Source organism: Streptomyces sp. JLBG701 (assembly GCF_058544905.1).
The window spans coordinates 3,747,511-3,762,054 of sequence record NZ_CM178588.1; the positions used below are offsets into that span (position 1 = coordinate 3,747,511).

Annotated in this window: 24 protein-coding genes; 23 read left to right on the forward strand and 1 reads right to left on the reverse strand. The window is 69.7% G+C overall.

The features are described 5' to 3' along the window. Window positions 1–15: 15 nt before the first annotated feature. From AC5DRG_RS17150 to AC5DRG_RS17185, 8 genes are all read left to right on the forward strand, one after another. A complete protein-coding gene (locus tag AC5DRG_RS17150; RefSeq protein WP_491811386.1) occupies window positions 16–375 on the forward strand; it encodes a hypothetical protein in 360 nt (119 codons plus the stop codon). Next, entirely contained in the window at window positions 372–731 is a 360-nt protein-coding gene (locus tag AC5DRG_RS17155) for a DUF6907 domain-containing protein (RefSeq protein WP_491811387.1), read from the forward strand. Before AC5DRG_RS17150 ends, AC5DRG_RS17155 begins: the two co-directional genes overlap by 4 nt. Then, window positions 728–1,387 carry a helix-turn-helix domain-containing protein gene (locus tag AC5DRG_RS17160; protein ID WP_491811388.1) on the forward strand — a complete coding sequence of 220 codons (660 nt, stop codon included), beginning with the start codon at window positions 728–730 and terminating at the stop codon, window positions 1,385–1,387. The genes AC5DRG_RS17155 and AC5DRG_RS17160 overlap by 4 nt, the downstream gene beginning before the upstream one ends. Next, window positions 1,384–1,542, forward strand: a complete 159-nt coding sequence (locus AC5DRG_RS17165; RefSeq protein ID WP_491811389.1) for a hypothetical protein — start codon at window positions 1,384–1,386, stop codon at window positions 1,540–1,542. Before AC5DRG_RS17160 ends, AC5DRG_RS17165 begins: the two co-directional genes overlap by 4 nt. Beyond that, window positions 1,539–1,874 carry a hypothetical protein gene (locus tag AC5DRG_RS17170; protein WP_491811390.1) on the forward strand — a complete coding sequence of 112 codons (336 nt, stop codon included), beginning with the start codon at window positions 1,539–1,541 and terminating at the stop codon, window positions 1,872–1,874. Before AC5DRG_RS17165 ends, AC5DRG_RS17170 begins: the two co-directional genes overlap by 4 nt. Continuing rightward, window positions 1,871–3,943 carry a cell division protein FtsK gene (locus AC5DRG_RS17175; protein WP_491811391.1) on the forward strand — a complete coding sequence of 691 codons (2,073 nt, stop codon included), beginning with the start codon at window positions 1,871–1,873 and terminating at the stop codon, window positions 3,941–3,943. Before AC5DRG_RS17170 ends, AC5DRG_RS17175 begins: the two co-directional genes overlap by 4 nt. Window positions 3,944–4,108: 165 nt before the next feature. Beyond that, the gene (locus AC5DRG_RS17180) at window positions 4,109–4,309 is read left to right on the forward strand and encodes a hypothetical protein (RefSeq protein WP_491811392.1); all 201 of its coding nucleotides are present in this window, start codon (window positions 4,109–4,111) and stop codon (window positions 4,307–4,309) included. A gap of 182 nt (window positions 4,310–4,491) precedes the next feature. Next, window positions 4,492–4,785, forward strand: a complete 294-nt coding sequence (locus AC5DRG_RS17185; RefSeq protein WP_491811393.1) for an HNH endonuclease — start codon at window positions 4,492–4,494, stop codon at window positions 4,783–4,785. 11 nt (window positions 4,786–4,796) lie between these two features. Here the strand turns inward: AC5DRG_RS17185 and AC5DRG_RS17190 are convergent, their stop codons facing one another. Then, a complete protein-coding gene (locus tag AC5DRG_RS17190; RefSeq protein ID WP_491811394.1) occupies window positions 4,797–5,093 on the reverse strand; it encodes a hypothetical protein in 297 nt (98 codons plus the stop codon). A 179-nt stretch (window positions 5,094–5,272) separates the two neighbouring features. Between AC5DRG_RS17190 and AC5DRG_RS17195 the strand changes: the two genes are divergently transcribed. The 15 genes from AC5DRG_RS17195 (at window position 5,273) to AC5DRG_RS17265 (ending at window position 14,521) form a co-directional block, all read left to right on the forward strand. Then, a complete protein-coding gene (locus AC5DRG_RS17195) occupies window positions 5,273–5,548 on the forward strand; it encodes a hypothetical protein (RefSeq protein WP_355212442.1) in 276 nt (91 codons plus the stop codon). Beyond that, window positions 5,511–7,073, forward strand: a complete 1,563-nt coding sequence (locus AC5DRG_RS17200; RefSeq protein ID WP_491811395.1) for a terminase large subunit domain-containing protein — start codon at window positions 5,511–5,513, stop codon at window positions 7,071–7,073. Before AC5DRG_RS17195 ends, AC5DRG_RS17200 begins: the two co-directional genes overlap by 38 nt. A 12-nt stretch (window positions 7,074–7,085) precedes the next feature. Further along, window positions 7,086–8,300, forward strand: coding sequence for a phage portal protein (locus AC5DRG_RS17205; protein ID WP_491811396.1), 1,215 nt, complete (start codon window positions 7,086–7,088; stop codon window positions 8,298–8,300). Further along, window positions 8,297–8,971 carry an HK97 family phage prohead protease gene (locus tag AC5DRG_RS17210; protein ID WP_491811397.1) on the forward strand — a complete coding sequence of 225 codons (675 nt, stop codon included), beginning with the start codon at window positions 8,297–8,299 and terminating at the stop codon, window positions 8,969–8,971. Before AC5DRG_RS17205 ends, AC5DRG_RS17210 begins: the two co-directional genes overlap by 4 nt. A gap of 137 nt (window positions 8,972–9,108) precedes the next feature. Continuing rightward, the gene (locus AC5DRG_RS17215; RefSeq protein WP_491811398.1) at window positions 9,109–10,497 is read left to right on the forward strand and encodes a hypothetical protein; all 1,389 of its coding nucleotides are present in this window, start codon (window positions 9,109–9,111) and stop codon (window positions 10,495–10,497) included. 69 nt (window positions 10,498–10,566) lie between these two features. Continuing rightward, window positions 10,567–10,761, forward strand: a complete 195-nt coding sequence (locus AC5DRG_RS17220) for a hypothetical protein (RefSeq protein WP_491811399.1) — start codon at window positions 10,567–10,569, stop codon at window positions 10,759–10,761. A 10-nt stretch (window positions 10,762–10,771) separates the two neighbouring features. Further along, entirely contained in the window at window positions 10,772–10,978 is a 207-nt protein-coding gene (locus tag AC5DRG_RS17225) for a hypothetical protein (RefSeq protein WP_491811400.1), read from the forward strand. A 1-nt stretch (window position 10,979) separates the two neighbouring features. Next, window positions 10,980–11,576: a head-tail connector protein gene (locus AC5DRG_RS17230; RefSeq protein ID WP_491811401.1), complete on the forward strand. Its 597-nt coding sequence runs from the start codon at window positions 10,980–10,982 to the stop codon at window positions 11,574–11,576. Between the two features lie 9 nt (window positions 11,577–11,585). Next, the gene (locus AC5DRG_RS17235; protein ID WP_491811402.1) at window positions 11,586–12,035 is read left to right on the forward strand and encodes a hypothetical protein; all 450 of its coding nucleotides are present in this window, start codon (window positions 11,586–11,588) and stop codon (window positions 12,033–12,035) included. After that, a complete protein-coding gene (locus tag AC5DRG_RS17240; protein ID WP_491811403.1) occupies window positions 12,035–12,232 on the forward strand; it encodes a hypothetical protein in 198 nt (65 codons plus the stop codon). The genes AC5DRG_RS17235 and AC5DRG_RS17240 overlap by 1 nt, the downstream gene beginning before the upstream one ends. Then, on the forward strand, window positions 12,225–12,962 hold the full coding sequence (locus AC5DRG_RS17245) for a hypothetical protein (protein WP_491811404.1): 738 nt from the start codon (window positions 12,225–12,227) through the stop codon (window positions 12,960–12,962). The genes AC5DRG_RS17240 and AC5DRG_RS17245 overlap by 8 nt, the downstream gene beginning before the upstream one ends. A 72-nt stretch (window positions 12,963–13,034) precedes the next feature. After that, the gene (locus AC5DRG_RS17250; RefSeq protein ID WP_491813064.1) at window positions 13,035–13,436 is read left to right on the forward strand and encodes a phage tail tube protein; all 402 of its coding nucleotides are present in this window, start codon (window positions 13,035–13,037) and stop codon (window positions 13,434–13,436) included. Further along, window positions 13,436–13,945: a hypothetical protein gene (locus AC5DRG_RS17255; RefSeq protein WP_491811405.1), complete on the forward strand. Its 510-nt coding sequence runs from the start codon at window positions 13,436–13,438 to the stop codon at window positions 13,943–13,945. Before AC5DRG_RS17250 ends, AC5DRG_RS17255 begins: the two co-directional genes overlap by 1 nt. Window positions 13,946–13,958: 13 nt before the next feature. Then, window positions 13,959–14,369, forward strand: coding sequence for a hypothetical protein (locus AC5DRG_RS17260; protein ID WP_491811406.1), 411 nt, complete (start codon window positions 13,959–13,961; stop codon window positions 14,367–14,369). Next, window positions 14,366–14,521, forward strand: a complete 156-nt coding sequence (locus AC5DRG_RS17265) for a hypothetical protein (RefSeq protein ID WP_491811407.1) — start codon at window positions 14,366–14,368, stop codon at window positions 14,519–14,521. The genes AC5DRG_RS17260 and AC5DRG_RS17265 overlap by 4 nt, the downstream gene beginning before the upstream one ends. Window positions 14,522–14,544: the final 23 nt, after the last annotated feature.

A 14,544-nucleotide genomic window follows, 5' to 3' on the forward strand; every position in this document is an offset into this window, starting at 1 on the left:
AAACGGCCCCCGCCGGTGCTGGTAACACCGAACGAGGGCCTGACCGAACTCCCTGACATCACCAAGGAGACGGCTGTGGCCGATCATTTCGCGCGCCCTGACGCGCCCGCAAGTTCCGTGCTCGCCGAGCCCAGCGACCTCGCCGTCGCGATCCGCGTCGGCCAGTACATGCTCACCACCTACGGCGACCCCAGCGGCTACGACATCTACGCCTACGCCCAGGCCCACGGCGGCCTCGCCGAGTCCCTGCGGATCCTGCTGCGCGCCCTCGGCGCCGAGCCTGTCGACGAGCAGGAAGCCGTACGCCGGTCCGTCGACGCCCAGTTCCCCGCAGTCGCCGCATTCCTCGCCGACGAGCGAGGTGAGGGCAAGTGAGCACCGAGCCCCGCACCGTCACGGTCCGCACCCTCGACCACGGCGACGTCACCGTCACCTGCCCCACCTGGTGCCGCAGCGACCACGAGCCGAACGGCTACCGCGCCGACATCCTCCACAGCGGCCCCGACATCACCCTCGCCTTCCACGGCCACACCATCGGCGACGCCAGCCTCGTACAGTCCCCGTACGCCGAACTCCCCGGAGGCGGTATCGGCGTCTCGGTCAGCCTGCTCGGCCAGACCCTCGACCCCGTGGGCCTGTACGACCTCGCGGCGGCCCTCGACACGCACGCCGACCGGCTCCGCGACCTCGCCGACCAGCTGACCGCGCTCCTGGCCGGAGGTGGCCAGTGAGCACCGACAACTCCCGCGTGTGGATCCGCCGCGCCTCCACCGCCGCCGGCCTCAGCTACACGGCCATCGCCGAGTACGAGCTCGCCCGCCGCCTCGGCGGCGCGCCGCCCATCGCCGTCATGCTGCCGATCTCGATCGACTGCTACGTCGTCGCCGCGTTGAAGTGGTTCCGGCCGCTCGACGTGTTCCTGTCCCTCGCCCTCATGGGCGCCGCCCAGGTCTGCGCGCACGCCCTCGACGCGGGTGTCGTCAAGGTGTCCCTCAACCTCGTCGCCGTCGTCTCGCTGCTCGTCCCCGTGGCGCTGTGGAGGACGCACGCGCTCGCCCGGCACACGCCACGGGACGTTATGCAGACGAATAACGTCCCGCCCGTCCCCGAGCAGACGCCGACCGTCCAGCCGGCCGCCGAGGTCAGCCTCGACCGCGTCGACGAGCAGGACGCCCCCGAGACGCCCGAACTCCCGCCCGGGACGGGCCAGGACGACGAGGACGCCCCGCGTCTCCTCACGTCCAAGGACGTCGCCGAGCGGTACGGCGTCGACCCATCCACCATCCGCAGCTGGGTCGCCAACGGGACGCTCGAAGTCCACGGCAAGACACCCCGCGGACACAACCTCTTCCACCCGGACGCCCTCCCCGAGGGGGTGGCCCGATGAAGTGGATCCTGACCGGCGCGCTCCTCGGCCTGCTGTGGGTGCTGTGCCCCGCCCTCGTCCTCGGCCTGACCGCCAACCCGGTTGTCGTCGCGTTCGCCGCCGGAGTCGCACTCCGTCCGGCCATCGCCCGCCGCATCCGGGGGTGGACGGCATGAGCGACGCCCTCGACAAAGCGGAGGCCGCGGCGAGAGAGGCCGCGACCAACAGCGCCGCCGTCCAGGTCGCGCTCGCAGCCGTCGAACTCGCCAAGCTCACCGCCACCCAGCCGCAGCCCCAGGCCTGCCAGCACACGCCGCCACAGCAGTTCGACGCGCGGAAGTGGCTCACCATCGGCGGCCTCGCCATCGTCGGCGGCTGCGTCGCCTGCGCCCTCGCGTTGGCGTTCGCCGTGGCCATGACCGCCGTCGCCATCGGCGGCGTGTGCGCCACCGCCTGCCTGCTCATCCTGCGCTCCATGTGGCGCGACTTCCGCGGAGGCCGCCGATGAGCGACACCGTCAACCTCACCAAGGACGCCCAGGACGCGCCCCGTCCCGCCGACGACGCCGGAGCGTCCACGCGTCTCCAAGGGATCCGCCGCATCGTCGTCGACGCCCGCCAGAACCCCGCCTACCGCGTCCTCGTCCGCCACGGCGCCTACATCTGGGGCGGCACCCGCATCCTCACCCGCCGCGCGTGGGAGGCCCGCACCACAGCGCTGCACGCCCGGATGATGCGCATCGCCGAAGCGTCCGGCAACGAGGAGATGGTGCAGAAGTGGGAGCAGCGCCAGTACGCCTACCGCTTCGCCCGCCACAAGCGCCGCATGGACCTCCTCCAGATGGCCATCAACCTCCCGAAGGCCCTGTTCACGACCATCGTGGCCAGCACCGCCGCGCTGCTCGTACTGGGCATCCTGATCGCCTGGCACAACCACGACGTCTCCGACGTCCTCGCCCCACTCGACGCCGTGATCCAGCTGGTGGCATGGCTGGCGTTCCTGATCAGCGTCATCTGGGACCCGCTCCTGTACTCGCTGCCCCTGCTCGCCCTGGCCGGCGCCTGGGCGGTCGGCAAGAACCAGAAGACCGCCCCCACCTGGGCACTGCCCGCAGACACGGGCGACCTGGACGTACTGCCCGACGAGAACGCCATCCTCCGAGCCCTGGGCAAACTGTCGATCCCGCAGCTCAACGCGGCCATCAAGGAAGGCTGGCAGCCCCGTTGGGTGCAGCCCACCGTGCGCCTCGGCAACGGCTACCACACACAGCTCCAGCTGCCGCTCGGCGTCACCGTCGAAATGGTCAACGCCAAGAAGAACGTCCTCGCCCACAACCTCATGCGCAAGCCCGTCGAAACCTGGCCCACCGAACCACCCAACCAGCCCGGCGTCCTCGACCTGTGGGTCGCCGACCAAGGCTCACTGAACGGCGTCGTGCCCGACTGGCCCCTGCTCCACGAGGGCACCACCGACTACTTCAAGGGCGTACCCGTCGCCGTCTCCCAGCGCGGCGACCCCATCATCGGCAAGCTCATGGCCGCGAACTGGATCGTCGGCGGCATCATGGGCTCCGGCAAGACGTCCATCGTCGTCTCGCTGCTGCTCGGCGCGATCCTCGACCCGCTCGTCATCGCCGAGGTGTACGTGATGGCCGCGAACGTCGACTACGACCCGCTGCGGCCGCGCCTGCGGCACCTGGTCAAGGGCGACGACCCCGAGGAACTGCGGGACGCCCTCGACGCCCTGCGCAGCCTGGCCACCGAGGTCACCACCCGAGGCAAGCTGCTGGAAGAACTGGGCGGCGAGTCGACCAAGCTCACCCGCGAACTGGCCATGAAGGACCCGCGGATGCGACCGAAGGTCGTCGTGTTCGACGAGTGCCACGAACTGTTCATGAGCAAGGAGTACGGCAAGGAAGCCGCTGAGCTGGCCATCCGCGTCATGAAGAAGGCCCGCAAGGTGGGCATCACCCTCATCTGGGTCACCGTCTCCCCGACCGCCGACAGCATCCCGCGCGACGTCACCCGCAACACCTCGCACCGTGTCGCGTTCGCGGTCGGCGACCAGGTCGCCAACGACGGCCTGCTCGGCTCCGGCAAGTACAAGGCCGGCATCCGGGCCACCGAGCTCGTTCCCGGGCAGGACGTCGGTACCGCGGTCACCTACGGGTTCACCAGCAAGCCGTTCGAGATCATCCGAGCCCACTACGTCCAGCGTGACCCCGAGAAGGGCATCGACGAGGTGACCCCGGTCGTCGAGCGGGCGATGGCCCTGTACGAGGGCACCGGGCCCGCGGACGCCCCGACGTTCGATGTGGTCGACCCGCTCGCCGACATCGCGGCCGTCCTCGGACACGAGCCCCGGATGCGGACGCAGGATGTCCTGCACGGGCTTCAGGACCGCAACCCGGTCGTCTACGGCAGCTGGTCGTTCCGGGACCTCAAGAGCGTCCTCGACGACGCCGGGCACGGCGACTACAAGACCGGCGGCAAGATGCACGTCAGCCTCGACCGCATCCTCGACGCCATCGCCGCCCGCGACGACGACCTCGACGACGAGGGAGGCACCGAAGACTGAGGGAGTTCTCCCTACCCGCCTCCCTACCCTGCCTCCCTGTACATGACCTGCGCAAATGGCCAGTCAGGGAGGCAAGGGAGGCAAGTTGCCAGGTCTCGTCAGGACCCCGCAAACGGCGCTTGTGCCTCCCCCGCGCCGCCTCCCTCCCTACCGCATCATGGGGCCATGGAGTCGCTCAACATCCGCCCCGGCCACCTCACCGCCCACCAGACCGCGCAGCAGCTCGGCATCACCCTCGACGGCGTCCGCAAGCTCGTCCAACGCGGCCACCTCACCCGCTCCGGTGGCAGCCCACGGCAACCCTGGTACGCCGTCCAGGCCGTCGCCGCGCTCGCCGCCGACAGGCGCACCACCAAGGCGGCTTGACCGCAGGTCAGGGCGCATGTCACGATCTCGGTGAACAACTGTGCCCCCAGACGGGCACGGGCGGCATGCTCCACGGAACACATCCGTGACACTCGACAGTGACGGTCGCCGCCCTCAAACGCACGACGAAGCCCTCGGCCACATCCCCCCGGCCGGGGGCTTCGCCGTGTCCAGGGGGTGACGTGGCAACCGACCGCAGCGAACTCACCAGCTACCAATGGCGACAACTACGCGCCCGCACCCTCGCCACATCCGACGTCTGCATCGTCTGCGGCCACGGCGCAGCCGACACCGCCGACCACGTCATCCCCGTCAGCAAGGGCGGCGCCCGCCTCGACCCCGACAACGCGGCACCCATCCACGGCGTGAACGGCTGCCCCGTCTGCCTCCGCAAGTGCAACAGCGAGAAGGGCAACAGACCACTGTCTGAGGTCGTCCAACTCGTCACGTCAGTCGACTGGTTCGCCGGCCCGTAGGGAGGATGCGTCTACGGGCGAGCGGCCTCAGAGAGGTCCTCCAACTCACTCGCGACGAAGTCGGGATCCTCCGGATCCACAGTGACGTCGAGCTCGTTCTCCTGCGAGTTGACGGGATGGCAGTGACCTTCGGCTGGCCGACGCCGTGCCAAAGCCTCGTATGCGCACGCGAGCTGGTGGGCAGTCGGCCCGTCACCCGCCTCCGCGGCCTTCCTGACCGACTCCAAGAGAGTGGCTCGGACCTCCTGCGCCAACTCGGCCTCGTCCCGTATCGGGGTGGACCGCGCGCCCTCGTCGCTCTGCTCCATGGTCCGGACGGTAGAGCAACGCGGCAGGCGCACAAGCCCTCACGACCCAGGGAATCGGCCGATCCGACCCGGGATCTCCTGGGGTTTTTAGAAATCGGACATATCGCAACCCCGCGCCCAGCTTTTATTTTTCTCCCTCCGGGCCAATGGCGCCCAGATGATCATGGAAGGGGGGCGCCATGGGCTCGGTCGAGGACGCCGTGCGCAGCGACGTCGAGCAGCTCGGCGACCTGGTCGGTGTCGAGCCGTCGCTGTCCGAGCTGGCGTACACGCTGGCCGGCCGGATCGACGCTGCGGCGACCGCTCAGTGCGAGACGTGCGGAGAGCCAGTGTCCCAGGAGGACCGGCTGCTCCCCCAGTTGACCCGCGAGTTGCGGCAGACGCTCGCCCAGTTGCTGGAGGGGCGGGCCGCTGACGATGACGACGACCTCGGAGATCTGGCTTCCCCCGACTGAGTTCGCCGAGGATCTGTACGAGCGGTACGGGCTCACCTGCCCGCCGCGCTGGGGGACGCCGCGGCATCCGGACCGGCCGTCGCTGGGGCCGAAGCTGTGGAAGGTGATGACTAAGCTCGGCGCGCCGCCGATGCCGTGGCAGAAGTACGTGAGCGACGTGGCGCTGGAGATCGACCCCGACACCGGCTTCCTGGCGCACCGGGAGAACGGCGTCAGCGTCTCCCGCCAGCAGGGCAAAACGGAGCTGTACCTCGGCGCCCAGGTGCACCGAGCGAACGCCTGGCCCCGGCAGAACATCGTCTACGCCGCGCAGACCCGGGGCATGGCGCGGCAGCGGTGGGAAGACGAGTTCTGGGAGAAGATCGTCACTTCCCAGCTGGCCCGTATGGCGCGCATCCGGAAGTCGAACGGCAACGAAGCCATCCTGTGGGGCCGCACCCGATCGCGTATGGGTATCACCGCGAACACAGAGAAAGCCGGGCACGGTCCGCCGCTGGACATGGGCCTCATCGACGAGGCGTTCGCCCATGAGGATGACCGGCTGGAGCAGGCGTTCAGCCCGGCCATGCTGACGCGTCCGATGGCTCAGCTGTGGTGGGCGTCGGCCGGCGGCACCACGAAGTCGGTGTGGCTGAACAAGAAGCGCGAGCGGGGACGTGCCCTGATCGAGGCCCTGTTCGCCGCGCTCGCCGAGGACCCGAACGCTCCCCGGCCGCGGGCTGCGTACTTCGAGTGGTTCGCCCCGGAATACATGGACCGAGCGGATCCGGCGACGTGGCGGGCGACGCTGCCCGCGCTCGGCTACACGGTGACCGAGGAGATCATCGCCGCCGAGCTGGAGAAGATGGACCCGGCCGAGTTCGACCGGGCGTACCTGAACCGCACCCGGAAGCCCACGCCGCCGACGGACCCGAACGTGCCGAAGGGCAAGTGGCCCGGGCTGGTCGACAAGGCCAGTAAGCCGGTGGCGTCGAGCGTGGCCCTGGCTATCGACGTGTCGCAGGACCGGAAGCGTGCAGCGATCAGCGCCGCCTCGCTGCGCCCGGACGGCCGGGTGCACTTGGAGGTCGTGGCGTACCGGCCCGGTACGGACTGGGTGGTGCCCGCGGTGGCACGGCTGCACAAGCTGTGGAATCCGGTGGCCGTGGCGATCGCCGCGCACGGGGCGCCGGCAAGTTCCCTCATCGACGACCTCGTTGCCGCGGGCATCGACGTGCCCAAGGACAAGGAGCATCCGGAGCGCGGCGACCTGGCCGTGATGCGGAGCGGCGACATCATCGAGGCGTGCGGGCAGATGGCCGACGCGATGAACCAGGGCACGGTCCGGCACCTTGACCAGGTGCCGTTCACGGCCGCCGTCAACGGGGCCAGGACGCGCCGCAACGGCGACGCCTGGACGCTGGACCGCACCAACTCCCTGACCGAGATCAGCCCGTTCTGCGCGGCGACGTTCGCCCGGTGGGCGCTGCTGATCCGGGGCCCTCACGTGATCGACGACTACGACATCGCGGACTCGTTCGCGTGAGAGGGGGCCACCGTGGGTGTCGGGTCGCGGCTGAGGCGGATGTTCACCCGGGACGCGCAGATCACGTCTGCTGAGGATCTGCTCGTCCAGGCGCGCGAGCGGCGCAGCAGTCGGGTGCACGTCACCAACGACACGGCGCTGCGGAACTCCGCGGTGTGGGCGTGCCTGCGGCTGCGGGCCGACCTGATGTCCACGTTCCCGATCGACGTCTACCGGTACGTCACCGGCATCCAGGTCGAGGTGCCCAAGCCTCCCGTCCTGGTCGCGCCCGGCGGCATGGAGGTCGGCATCAAGGAGTGGATGTACTCCACCGAGTTCGACCTGGACCGCGGCGGGAACTGCTTCGGCCTGATCACCGAACGGTCCGGGGTCATCGGGCCGGACGGGCGCGGCCTGCCCGGGCGGATCGACCTCGTCGAGCTGGGGGCGGTCACGATCCGCGGGAACGGGCCGACGATCACGAAGTTCATCATCAACGGCAAGGAGTACGAGCCGTGGGAGGTCTGGCACGAGAAGCAGTACACCGTCGCCGGTTTCCCCCTCGGTCTGTCCCCCGTCGCCTATGCCGCGTGGACGATCGAAGAGACGCTGTCCGCGCAGCAGTTCGCCCGCGACTGGTTCGCCGCCGGCGCCGTGCCGATGGCCGAGCTGAAGAACACGTCCAAGACCGTGGACAAGGAGCAGGCGCGTATCGCCCGGGAGCAGTTCCAGGCGGCCGTCGAGTCCAGTGGCTTGTTCGTGCACGGCGTGGACTGGGAGTACAAGCCGATCCAGGCTGTCGCTTCGCAGTCCTCGTTCCTGGAGGCCCGCCAGTTCGGGGCCAGTGACATCGCCCGTTTCTTCGGTTGCCCGGGCGACCTGATCGACGCCGCCGTGTCGGGCAGCAGCATCACCTACGCCAACATGACGCAGCGCAACCTTCAGTTTCTGATTATGAATTTGGGTCCGGCCGTGGGCCGCCGCGAGGACGCGTTCAGCCGGAAGCTGGTGTCCGGTCCGCGGTTCGTGAAGCTGAACACCGATGCGCTGCTGCGCATGGATCCCGAGGCCCGCGCCCGCACGATCGGCGCGCGCATCACCAACCGGACCCTCGCCCCGTCCGAGGCCCGGGCGCTGGACAACCTGCCGCCCTTCACCGAGGACCAGCTCGGTGAGTTCGACCGGCTCTTCGGCTCACGGTCCGTCCCCGCCCAGCCCACGACCGCCGTACCGGGAGCTACGTCATGACCACACCCGCGCTCGCCGCCGCCGCGGCGGCCCGAGCCCAGCAGGTACGCCAGCGCGCCGACCGCCCCTCGCAGCGCAGGTGCGCCGAGCAGACCGGCTCCCGGGCCACGGTGCGCGCCACGCTGTCCGGCGTCGAGGTCCGCGAGGCCGGGGACGGCGGCGGCCTGGAGTTCCTCGGGCACGCCACCGTGTACGAGCAGGCCTACGAGATGTGGGACATGTTCGGCCCGTACACGGAGATCGTCTCCGAGGGCGCGGGTGCCGACTCGCTCGCCCGCGCCGACCTCGACGTGCCCCTCGTCCTCGGTCACGACCAGCTGCGTCGCCTGGCCCGCACGACCACCGGCACGCTGTTCCTCACCGAGGACGCGAACGGCCTGTCGGTGCGCGCCCCGCAATTGGACCCGGCGGACTACGACGTCGCGTACATCGCGCCGAAGCTGCGCTCCGGGCTGGTCGACGAGATGTCGTTCGCGTTCCGCATCGAGGCGGGCCAGTGGTCCCCGGACTACACCGAGTACCGCATCAACCGCTACGACATCCACCGCGGCGACGTCGCCATCGTCGGCTACGGCGCGAACCCTCACACCGGCGCGAGCCTGCGGCAGCCCGCGGCCGCGCCGGTGAACAGCCGGGCCCGGGCGCTGCTTGAGATCGCGCTCGCCCGCTGACCCCCTGAACTTCCCGCCGTCCGGCGGGATATCTGCCCTGCGCTCTGCGCGCACGAGCCCGCCCGGCGCCATGCCTCGGGTGGCCGTCTGTCCTGGACCGGGGCGTCTGGACTCAACCGACCAAGGAGGGCCGAGCCTTGACGCTCGCCGAACTGATCGCCCAGGCGCGCACCGCGCTGGACACGGCGATCACCACCCGACAGCAGGAGCAGGACGCGCTGGTCGCGCTCCGCTCCGACCCCGACCTGACCGAGGAGGCCGTCACCGCGCGGGTCTCCACCCGCGACGCCGCCGACGCCGAAGTCACCCGCCGCCAGGGCGCCCTCGATGAGCTGCTCGCCGAGCAGGCCCGCGAGGACGAGATCGCCGCCCTGTCCGCGCGCAACACCCCTGCCGCCAACCGCGCCCCGGCCTACGACCGGGTACACCGCGTGGGCGCCGAGGAGCGCACCTACCGGCCCGACCAGGACCGGCGCGGCGCCGCGTTCGAGCGGGACGTCGCGGCCGCCTTCATGGGCGACTACGACGCGCGCGAGCGGCTCGGCCGGCACATGCAGGAGGAGCGCGTCGAGCGCGGCGACCAGCTGGAGCGCGCGGCCGGAACGGGCGCATTCTCCGGCCTGGTCGTGCCGCAGTACCTGACCGACCTGTACGCCCCGGCCGCGGCCGCGCGGCGCCCGTTCGCGGACTCGTGCCGCCCGCACGACCTGCCCGCGCAGGGCATGACGGTCAACATCTCCCGCATCACCACCTCGACGAGCGTGGCGCTGCAGGCGTCGGAGAACACCGCCGTCTCCGAGACGGACATCGACGACACGCTGCTGCCCGTCTCCGTGCAGACCAACGCGGGCCAGCAGACGCTGTCCCGGCAGGCCATCGAGCGCGGCGCCGGCGTCGAGCCGGTGGTCCTGGACGACCTGTTCCGGCGGTACGCGACGACCCTGGACTCCACGCTGCTCAACCAGGCCACCAACGGCCTGACCAACGTGGCCACCGCCGTCGCCTACACCGACGCCACGCCGACCGTCGCGGAGCTGTACCCGAAGGTCATCGAGGGTCTGTCGGGTGTCGAGGCGGCACTGCTCGACATGGCGACCGGCGACAACATCGCGGTCATGCACTCGCGCCGCTGGTACTGGATGCAGAACGCGATGGCGTCCACCTGGCCCGTGATCACCCAGCCGGGCATCGTGGCGCAGACCCTGGGCGCCAACTACGCGACGGTGTACGGCAGCGGCGTGCGCGGTGTCCTGCCCAACGGCACCCCGGTCATCGTCGACAACAACATCGCCACGACGCTCGGCGCCGGCACGGAGGACGAGATCTACCTCGTGGACCGCCAGGAGTGCCACCTGTGGGAGGACCCGAACGCCCCGATGTACATCCGGGCGGAGCAGACCAAGGTCGCAAGCCTCGGTGTCCTGATGGTCGTGTACGGCTACTTCGCGTACACCCACGCCCGCTACGCCCACGCCCGGAAGATCGCGGGCACCGGGCTGATCGCGCCGACGTTCACCGGCCTGTAAGCCGGATCACCTGGTGTCCGCGCGGAGGCCGGATGTCCGCGCGGACACCCCACGAGGAGGGACACGCCCATGGCGTGCGTCATCGAAACAGTGGCCTATCCGTCCTGGTGGGCGGCGACCAGCACAGTGCAGGTGGGCCTGGTCTCTGGCGGAAACAGCGGCTCCTTGAACCGAGCCGACGTGGAACTGCTTCCGCAGGGTGTGGCGTGGGACGGCGTCCTGATGCCTTGGTCCAACGTCATCGACATCCAGCGACTCACGTAGGGGAGCCCCAATGACTACCGAGGACCTGATGGTCGCTGCCCTGCTGCGCGAGCGCGCGGGCTACGTCGGGCGCGGCATGGACGACCGTGTCGCCCAAGTCGACGAGCAGCTGAAGCTGCGCGGCTACGAGCCGCCAGCCGACGAGAAGACCAGCGCGCCCGTGTCGCGTTCGACGCCGCCGAAGGGCCGCCGGACGCGGAGCACAGAGAAGGCGTGACGTGGCCAACGAGTACGTCACCCTTGAGGACCTGAAGGTCCAGCTCGGCATCCAGGCCGACGACACCACCCGGGATGCGCTGCTGGACCGGGCTCGCCGGTCCGCGTCCAGGAGTATCGACAAGACCACCGGCCGCCGTTTCTGGCTCGACGCGACGGCCGTGCAGCGGACGTTCAACCCGCGCGGCCGCATCGTGCGTGAGGACGACGGCGATCTGTTCCTCGTCGACGACATCGGCAGCACGACCGGCCTGGTCGTCGAGACCGGATCAGGCACGTCCTGGGCGGCCGTCACCGGCTACGAGACGAACCCCGACAACGCCCTGGTCGACGGCAAGCCGATCACCGGCCTGTTGCGCCCTCTCGGAACGTGGGGCATCGCGACAACGCGCCTGCGGGTGACCGCCCGGTTCGGCTGGCCGGCCGTCCCGGACGACATCGCCGAAGCCGCGATGATCCAGGCCTCACGGCTGTACAAGCGCAAGGACTCCCCCGAGGGGATCATCGGCTCGGCCGAGTGGGGCGTGCGGAATCTGTCCCGCCGGGACCCTGACGTGTGGGCGCTGATCGAGCCGTACATCCTTCCCGGCTTCGGATAGGAGGCTGCCGTGCAGATCTCCCTGGTACGCGAGGCCATCGCCGATGCCGCCCGCGCGGTCGTGCTGCCCGCTGGCATCGGGAAGCTCGTGTGTACGGGGTACCTTCCCGACGCCATCACGACGCCGTGTTTCTACGTGGGTGAAGTCGATGTCACCTACGACCGAGTCATGGGCCGTGGGCTGGACGAGCTGATGGTGACGGCTCGCGTCATGGCCAGCCGGTCCGATGACAAGGCGTCGCAACGCCTGGTGGACATGCTGGTTTCAGGGGCCGGGCAGGCGTCGCTGAAGCAAGCCATCGAGGTGGCCCGCGGCGCGCCTGGCGAACTCGCGCTTGGTGGCCTCGCGGACGATCTTCATGTTGTCCGTGTTCAGAGCTACCGCTGGTTCGAGCATGCGGGATCCACGTACCTGGGCGCCGAGTTCGCCATCAAGGTCATCGGAAGTGGGAGCACCTGATGAGACTGCGCATCCTGCAAGGGGCCCCCGAGGGTGCCCTGTTGTGCGGCGAGCCGTGGCCTGCCGAGGGGGACGAGATCGACCTGCCGACCGCTCAGGCCGCGCACCTGGTCGCCTCCGGCGTCGCCGAGGAAGTCGTCGACACCCCGCCCAAGCCCACCCGTAAGACCCGGCCGAAGGGAGGCGACGATGGCTAAGTCCGTCCTGCTCAACGTCCGCGCGTTCGCGGTCGCCGTCGACCTCACCGGCAACTCCAACAAGATCGAGCTGTCCTCCGAGGTCGAAGCCAAGGCGGCCACGAACTACGGCTCCTCCGGCTACAAGGAGGTCGTGGGCGGCATCGCGAAGGCCGAGATCTCCGGCGAGGGGCAGTGGGAGGCCGGCGACCCGTCGAAGGTCGATGACGGGTCCTGGTCCCAGCTGGGCGGGGTGGGCCCCTGGTCCATCAGCGCCAACAACAGTGCGGCCGTGGGCAGCCTGGCGTACCTGACGAACGCCATGCGCTCGGACTACAAGCTGTTCGGCGAGGTCGGCGAGGTCGCCCCCTGGACGGGCAGCGCGAAGTCGTCGTGGCCTCTGGTGCGCGGCCAGTTCGCGCACCCGCCCGGCACGGCCCGTACTGCCTCCGGTAACGGGTCTGGGCTGCAGCTCGGGGCCGTGCCCGCAGGTAAGCGGCTATACGCCGCGCTGCACGTGCTGTCCGTGGCAGGGACGACCCCGAGTCTCACGGTCGTGGTGAACTCCAGCCCGGACAACACGTTCTCCTCGCCGACGACTCGGCTGACGTTCAACGCTGCGACAGCGATGGGCGCGCAGATCCTGCGCACCGATGGCACGGCCATCACCGACTCGTGGTTCAAGGTGAACTGGACGATCTCCGGCACCACGCCGTCGTTCATGTTCGTCGCCACGCTCGGCATCCAGTAGCACCACCCACCACCCCAACGGCCCGTCCGCGGGCCCTCCGGCTTGCCTGAAAGGGGGCCCGCCGTGCCCAAGATGGTTCTGCTTGCCGAGTACCTGTCGATCAACGCCAACGTCCTGAACGCCTTCACCAAGAAGGCCGAACTTGCGGTCGAGGTAGAGGAGAAAGACGTCACGGTCTACACCTCGCTGGGCTGGAAGGAAGTCATCGGCGGCCTGAAGTCCGCCGAGCTCGGCTGCGAGTTCCTCCAGGACTTCGCCGCCGCCCAGCTGGACGCCATCATGTGGCCGCTGCTGGGCACGGTCGTGCCGTTCGAGGTGCGCGCCGACCAGGCCGCGGTCGGCACCTCCAACCCGAAGTACACCGGGAGCATCCTGATCAACGGCTGGAACCCGATCACCGGGTCGGTCGGCGACGAGGCCACCGTGTCGCTGGGCTTCCCCACCTCGGGAGCCGTGACCCGAGCGACGGCCTGATGGCCGGCGGCGGGCCGCCGTTCTCCCTCGGCGTAGAAAGCATCGAGGGACTGGACGCCCTGGTGCGCGCCATCCGCGCCGAGGAGGACGGCAAGGCCCTGCGCAAGGACCTCGCGAAGAACATGCGCGAGGCGCTCAAGCCCGGGGCGGTGCAGGCCAAGAGCTCCATCATGGCCATGGTGTCGCTGCACGGCGCGACGCCGGCACTGCGTACCTCGATCGCCCGGAAGATCCGGCCCGAGGTCAAGCTGGGCGGCCGCTGGTCCGGGGCCCGCGTGAAGGCGTTCAAGACCAAGAACATCAGGGGTTTCCCCAACGCGCCCAAGCGCACGAACCGCGCGTCCGGCTGGCGTCACCCCGTGTGGGGCGACCGGGAGAACTGGGTCCACCAGCGCGGAAAGCTGGAGTGGTTCGACCGAGCCTTCCAGGGGCGCGAGGGGATCTACAGGCAGGCCGCTGAACAGGCCATGGAAGACATGGCCCGGCGCATCGCGTCCCGGGCCGGATAGGAAGCGAGCAGCCGTGTACCTGGTCTACAAGCCCGAGGGCAGCGACGAGCCGCAGCGGTGGAAGTACAACCCGAAGAAACTGCTGACCCCCGAGCGGGAGGACATCGAGCGCCGCACGGGCTACGACTTCGCCGAGTTCACCACCCGCGTCCTCAAGGGCAACAGCCTGTGCCGTCGTGCGCTGCTGTACGTCTTCCTGAAGCGCGAGCACCCCAAGACCCGCTACGACGACGTCGCCTTCGCGTGGGATGAGCTGACCCTGGAGCACTCCAGGGGCGAGCTGTTGCTGATGCGGGAGAAGGTTGTCGAGACGGTCCCCGCCGACCAGTTGGCGGCCGTGCTGGAGAAGCTCGACGAGGAGATCGCTGAAGCCTTCGAGGATCCGGAGGAGGAGGGAAAAGCGAGTCTGCCGATCGCCGGATGAGGCGACTCGGTGACGCGGCCCACCTGCTCGGCATCGTCGGCAGGGACTGGGACACCCTCACCGTCGAAGAGACGGACGCCTACCTGAACTGGGTGGACGGCTACATCAAGGCGCAGCAGGAAGCCAACGAGAAGTTGAAGCAGGGGCGTTGACCGCCCCCTGATCACAGGGGGCG

Bases quoted from the DNA above. Each gene is read 5' to 3' on its own strand.
- AC5DRG_RS17255 (WP_491811405.1), top strand. From the start codon at position 13,436: ATGGCCGGCGGCGGGCCGCCGTTCTCCCTCGGCGTAGAAAGCATCGAG.
- AC5DRG_RS17250 (WP_491813064.1), top strand. From the start codon at position 13,035: ATGGTTCTGCTTGCCGAGTACCTGTCGATCAACGCCAACGTCCTGAAC.
- AC5DRG_RS17195 (WP_355212442.1), top strand. From the start codon at position 5,273: ATGGGCTCGGTCGAGGACGCCGTGCGCAGCGACGTCGAGCAGCTCGGC.
- AC5DRG_RS17245 (WP_491811404.1), top strand. From the start codon at position 12,225: ATGGCTAAGTCCGTCCTGCTCAACGTCCGCGCGTTCGCGGTCGCCGTC.
- AC5DRG_RS17175 (WP_491811391.1), top strand. From the start codon at position 1,871: ATGAGCGACACCGTCAACCTCACCAAGGACGCCCAGGACGCGCCCCGT.
- AC5DRG_RS17170 (WP_491811390.1), top strand. From the start codon at position 1,539: ATGAGCGACGCCCTCGACAAAGCGGAGGCCGCGGCGAGAGAGGCCGCG.
- AC5DRG_RS17180 (WP_491811392.1), top strand. From the start codon at position 4,109: ATGGAGTCGCTCAACATCCGCCCCGGCCACCTCACCGCCCACCAGACC.
- AC5DRG_RS17200 (WP_491811395.1), top strand. From the start codon at position 5,511: ATGACGACGACCTCGGAGATCTGGCTTCCCCCGACTGAGTTCGCCGAG.
- AC5DRG_RS17265 (WP_491811407.1), top strand. From the start codon at position 14,366: ATGAGGCGACTCGGTGACGCGGCCCACCTGCTCGGCATCGTCGGCAGG.
- AC5DRG_RS17225 (WP_491811400.1), top strand. From the start codon at position 10,772: ATGACTACCGAGGACCTGATGGTCGCTGCCCTGCTGCGCGAGCGCGCG.
- AC5DRG_RS17190 (WP_491811394.1), bottom strand. From the start codon at position 5,093: ATGGAGCAGAGCGACGAGGGCGCGCGGTCCACCCCGATACGGGACGAG.
- AC5DRG_RS17165 (WP_491811389.1), top strand. From the start codon at position 1,384: ATGAAGTGGATCCTGACCGGCGCGCTCCTCGGCCTGCTGTGGGTGCTG.
- AC5DRG_RS17240 (WP_491811403.1), top strand. From the start codon at position 12,035: ATGAGACTGCGCATCCTGCAAGGGGCCCCCGAGGGTGCCCTGTTGTGC.
- AC5DRG_RS17210 (WP_491811397.1), top strand. From the start codon at position 8,297: ATGACCACACCCGCGCTCGCCGCCGCCGCGGCGGCCCGAGCCCAGCAG.
- AC5DRG_RS17220 (WP_491811399.1), top strand. From the start codon at position 10,567: ATGGCGTGCGTCATCGAAACAGTGGCCTATCCGTCCTGGTGGGCGGCG.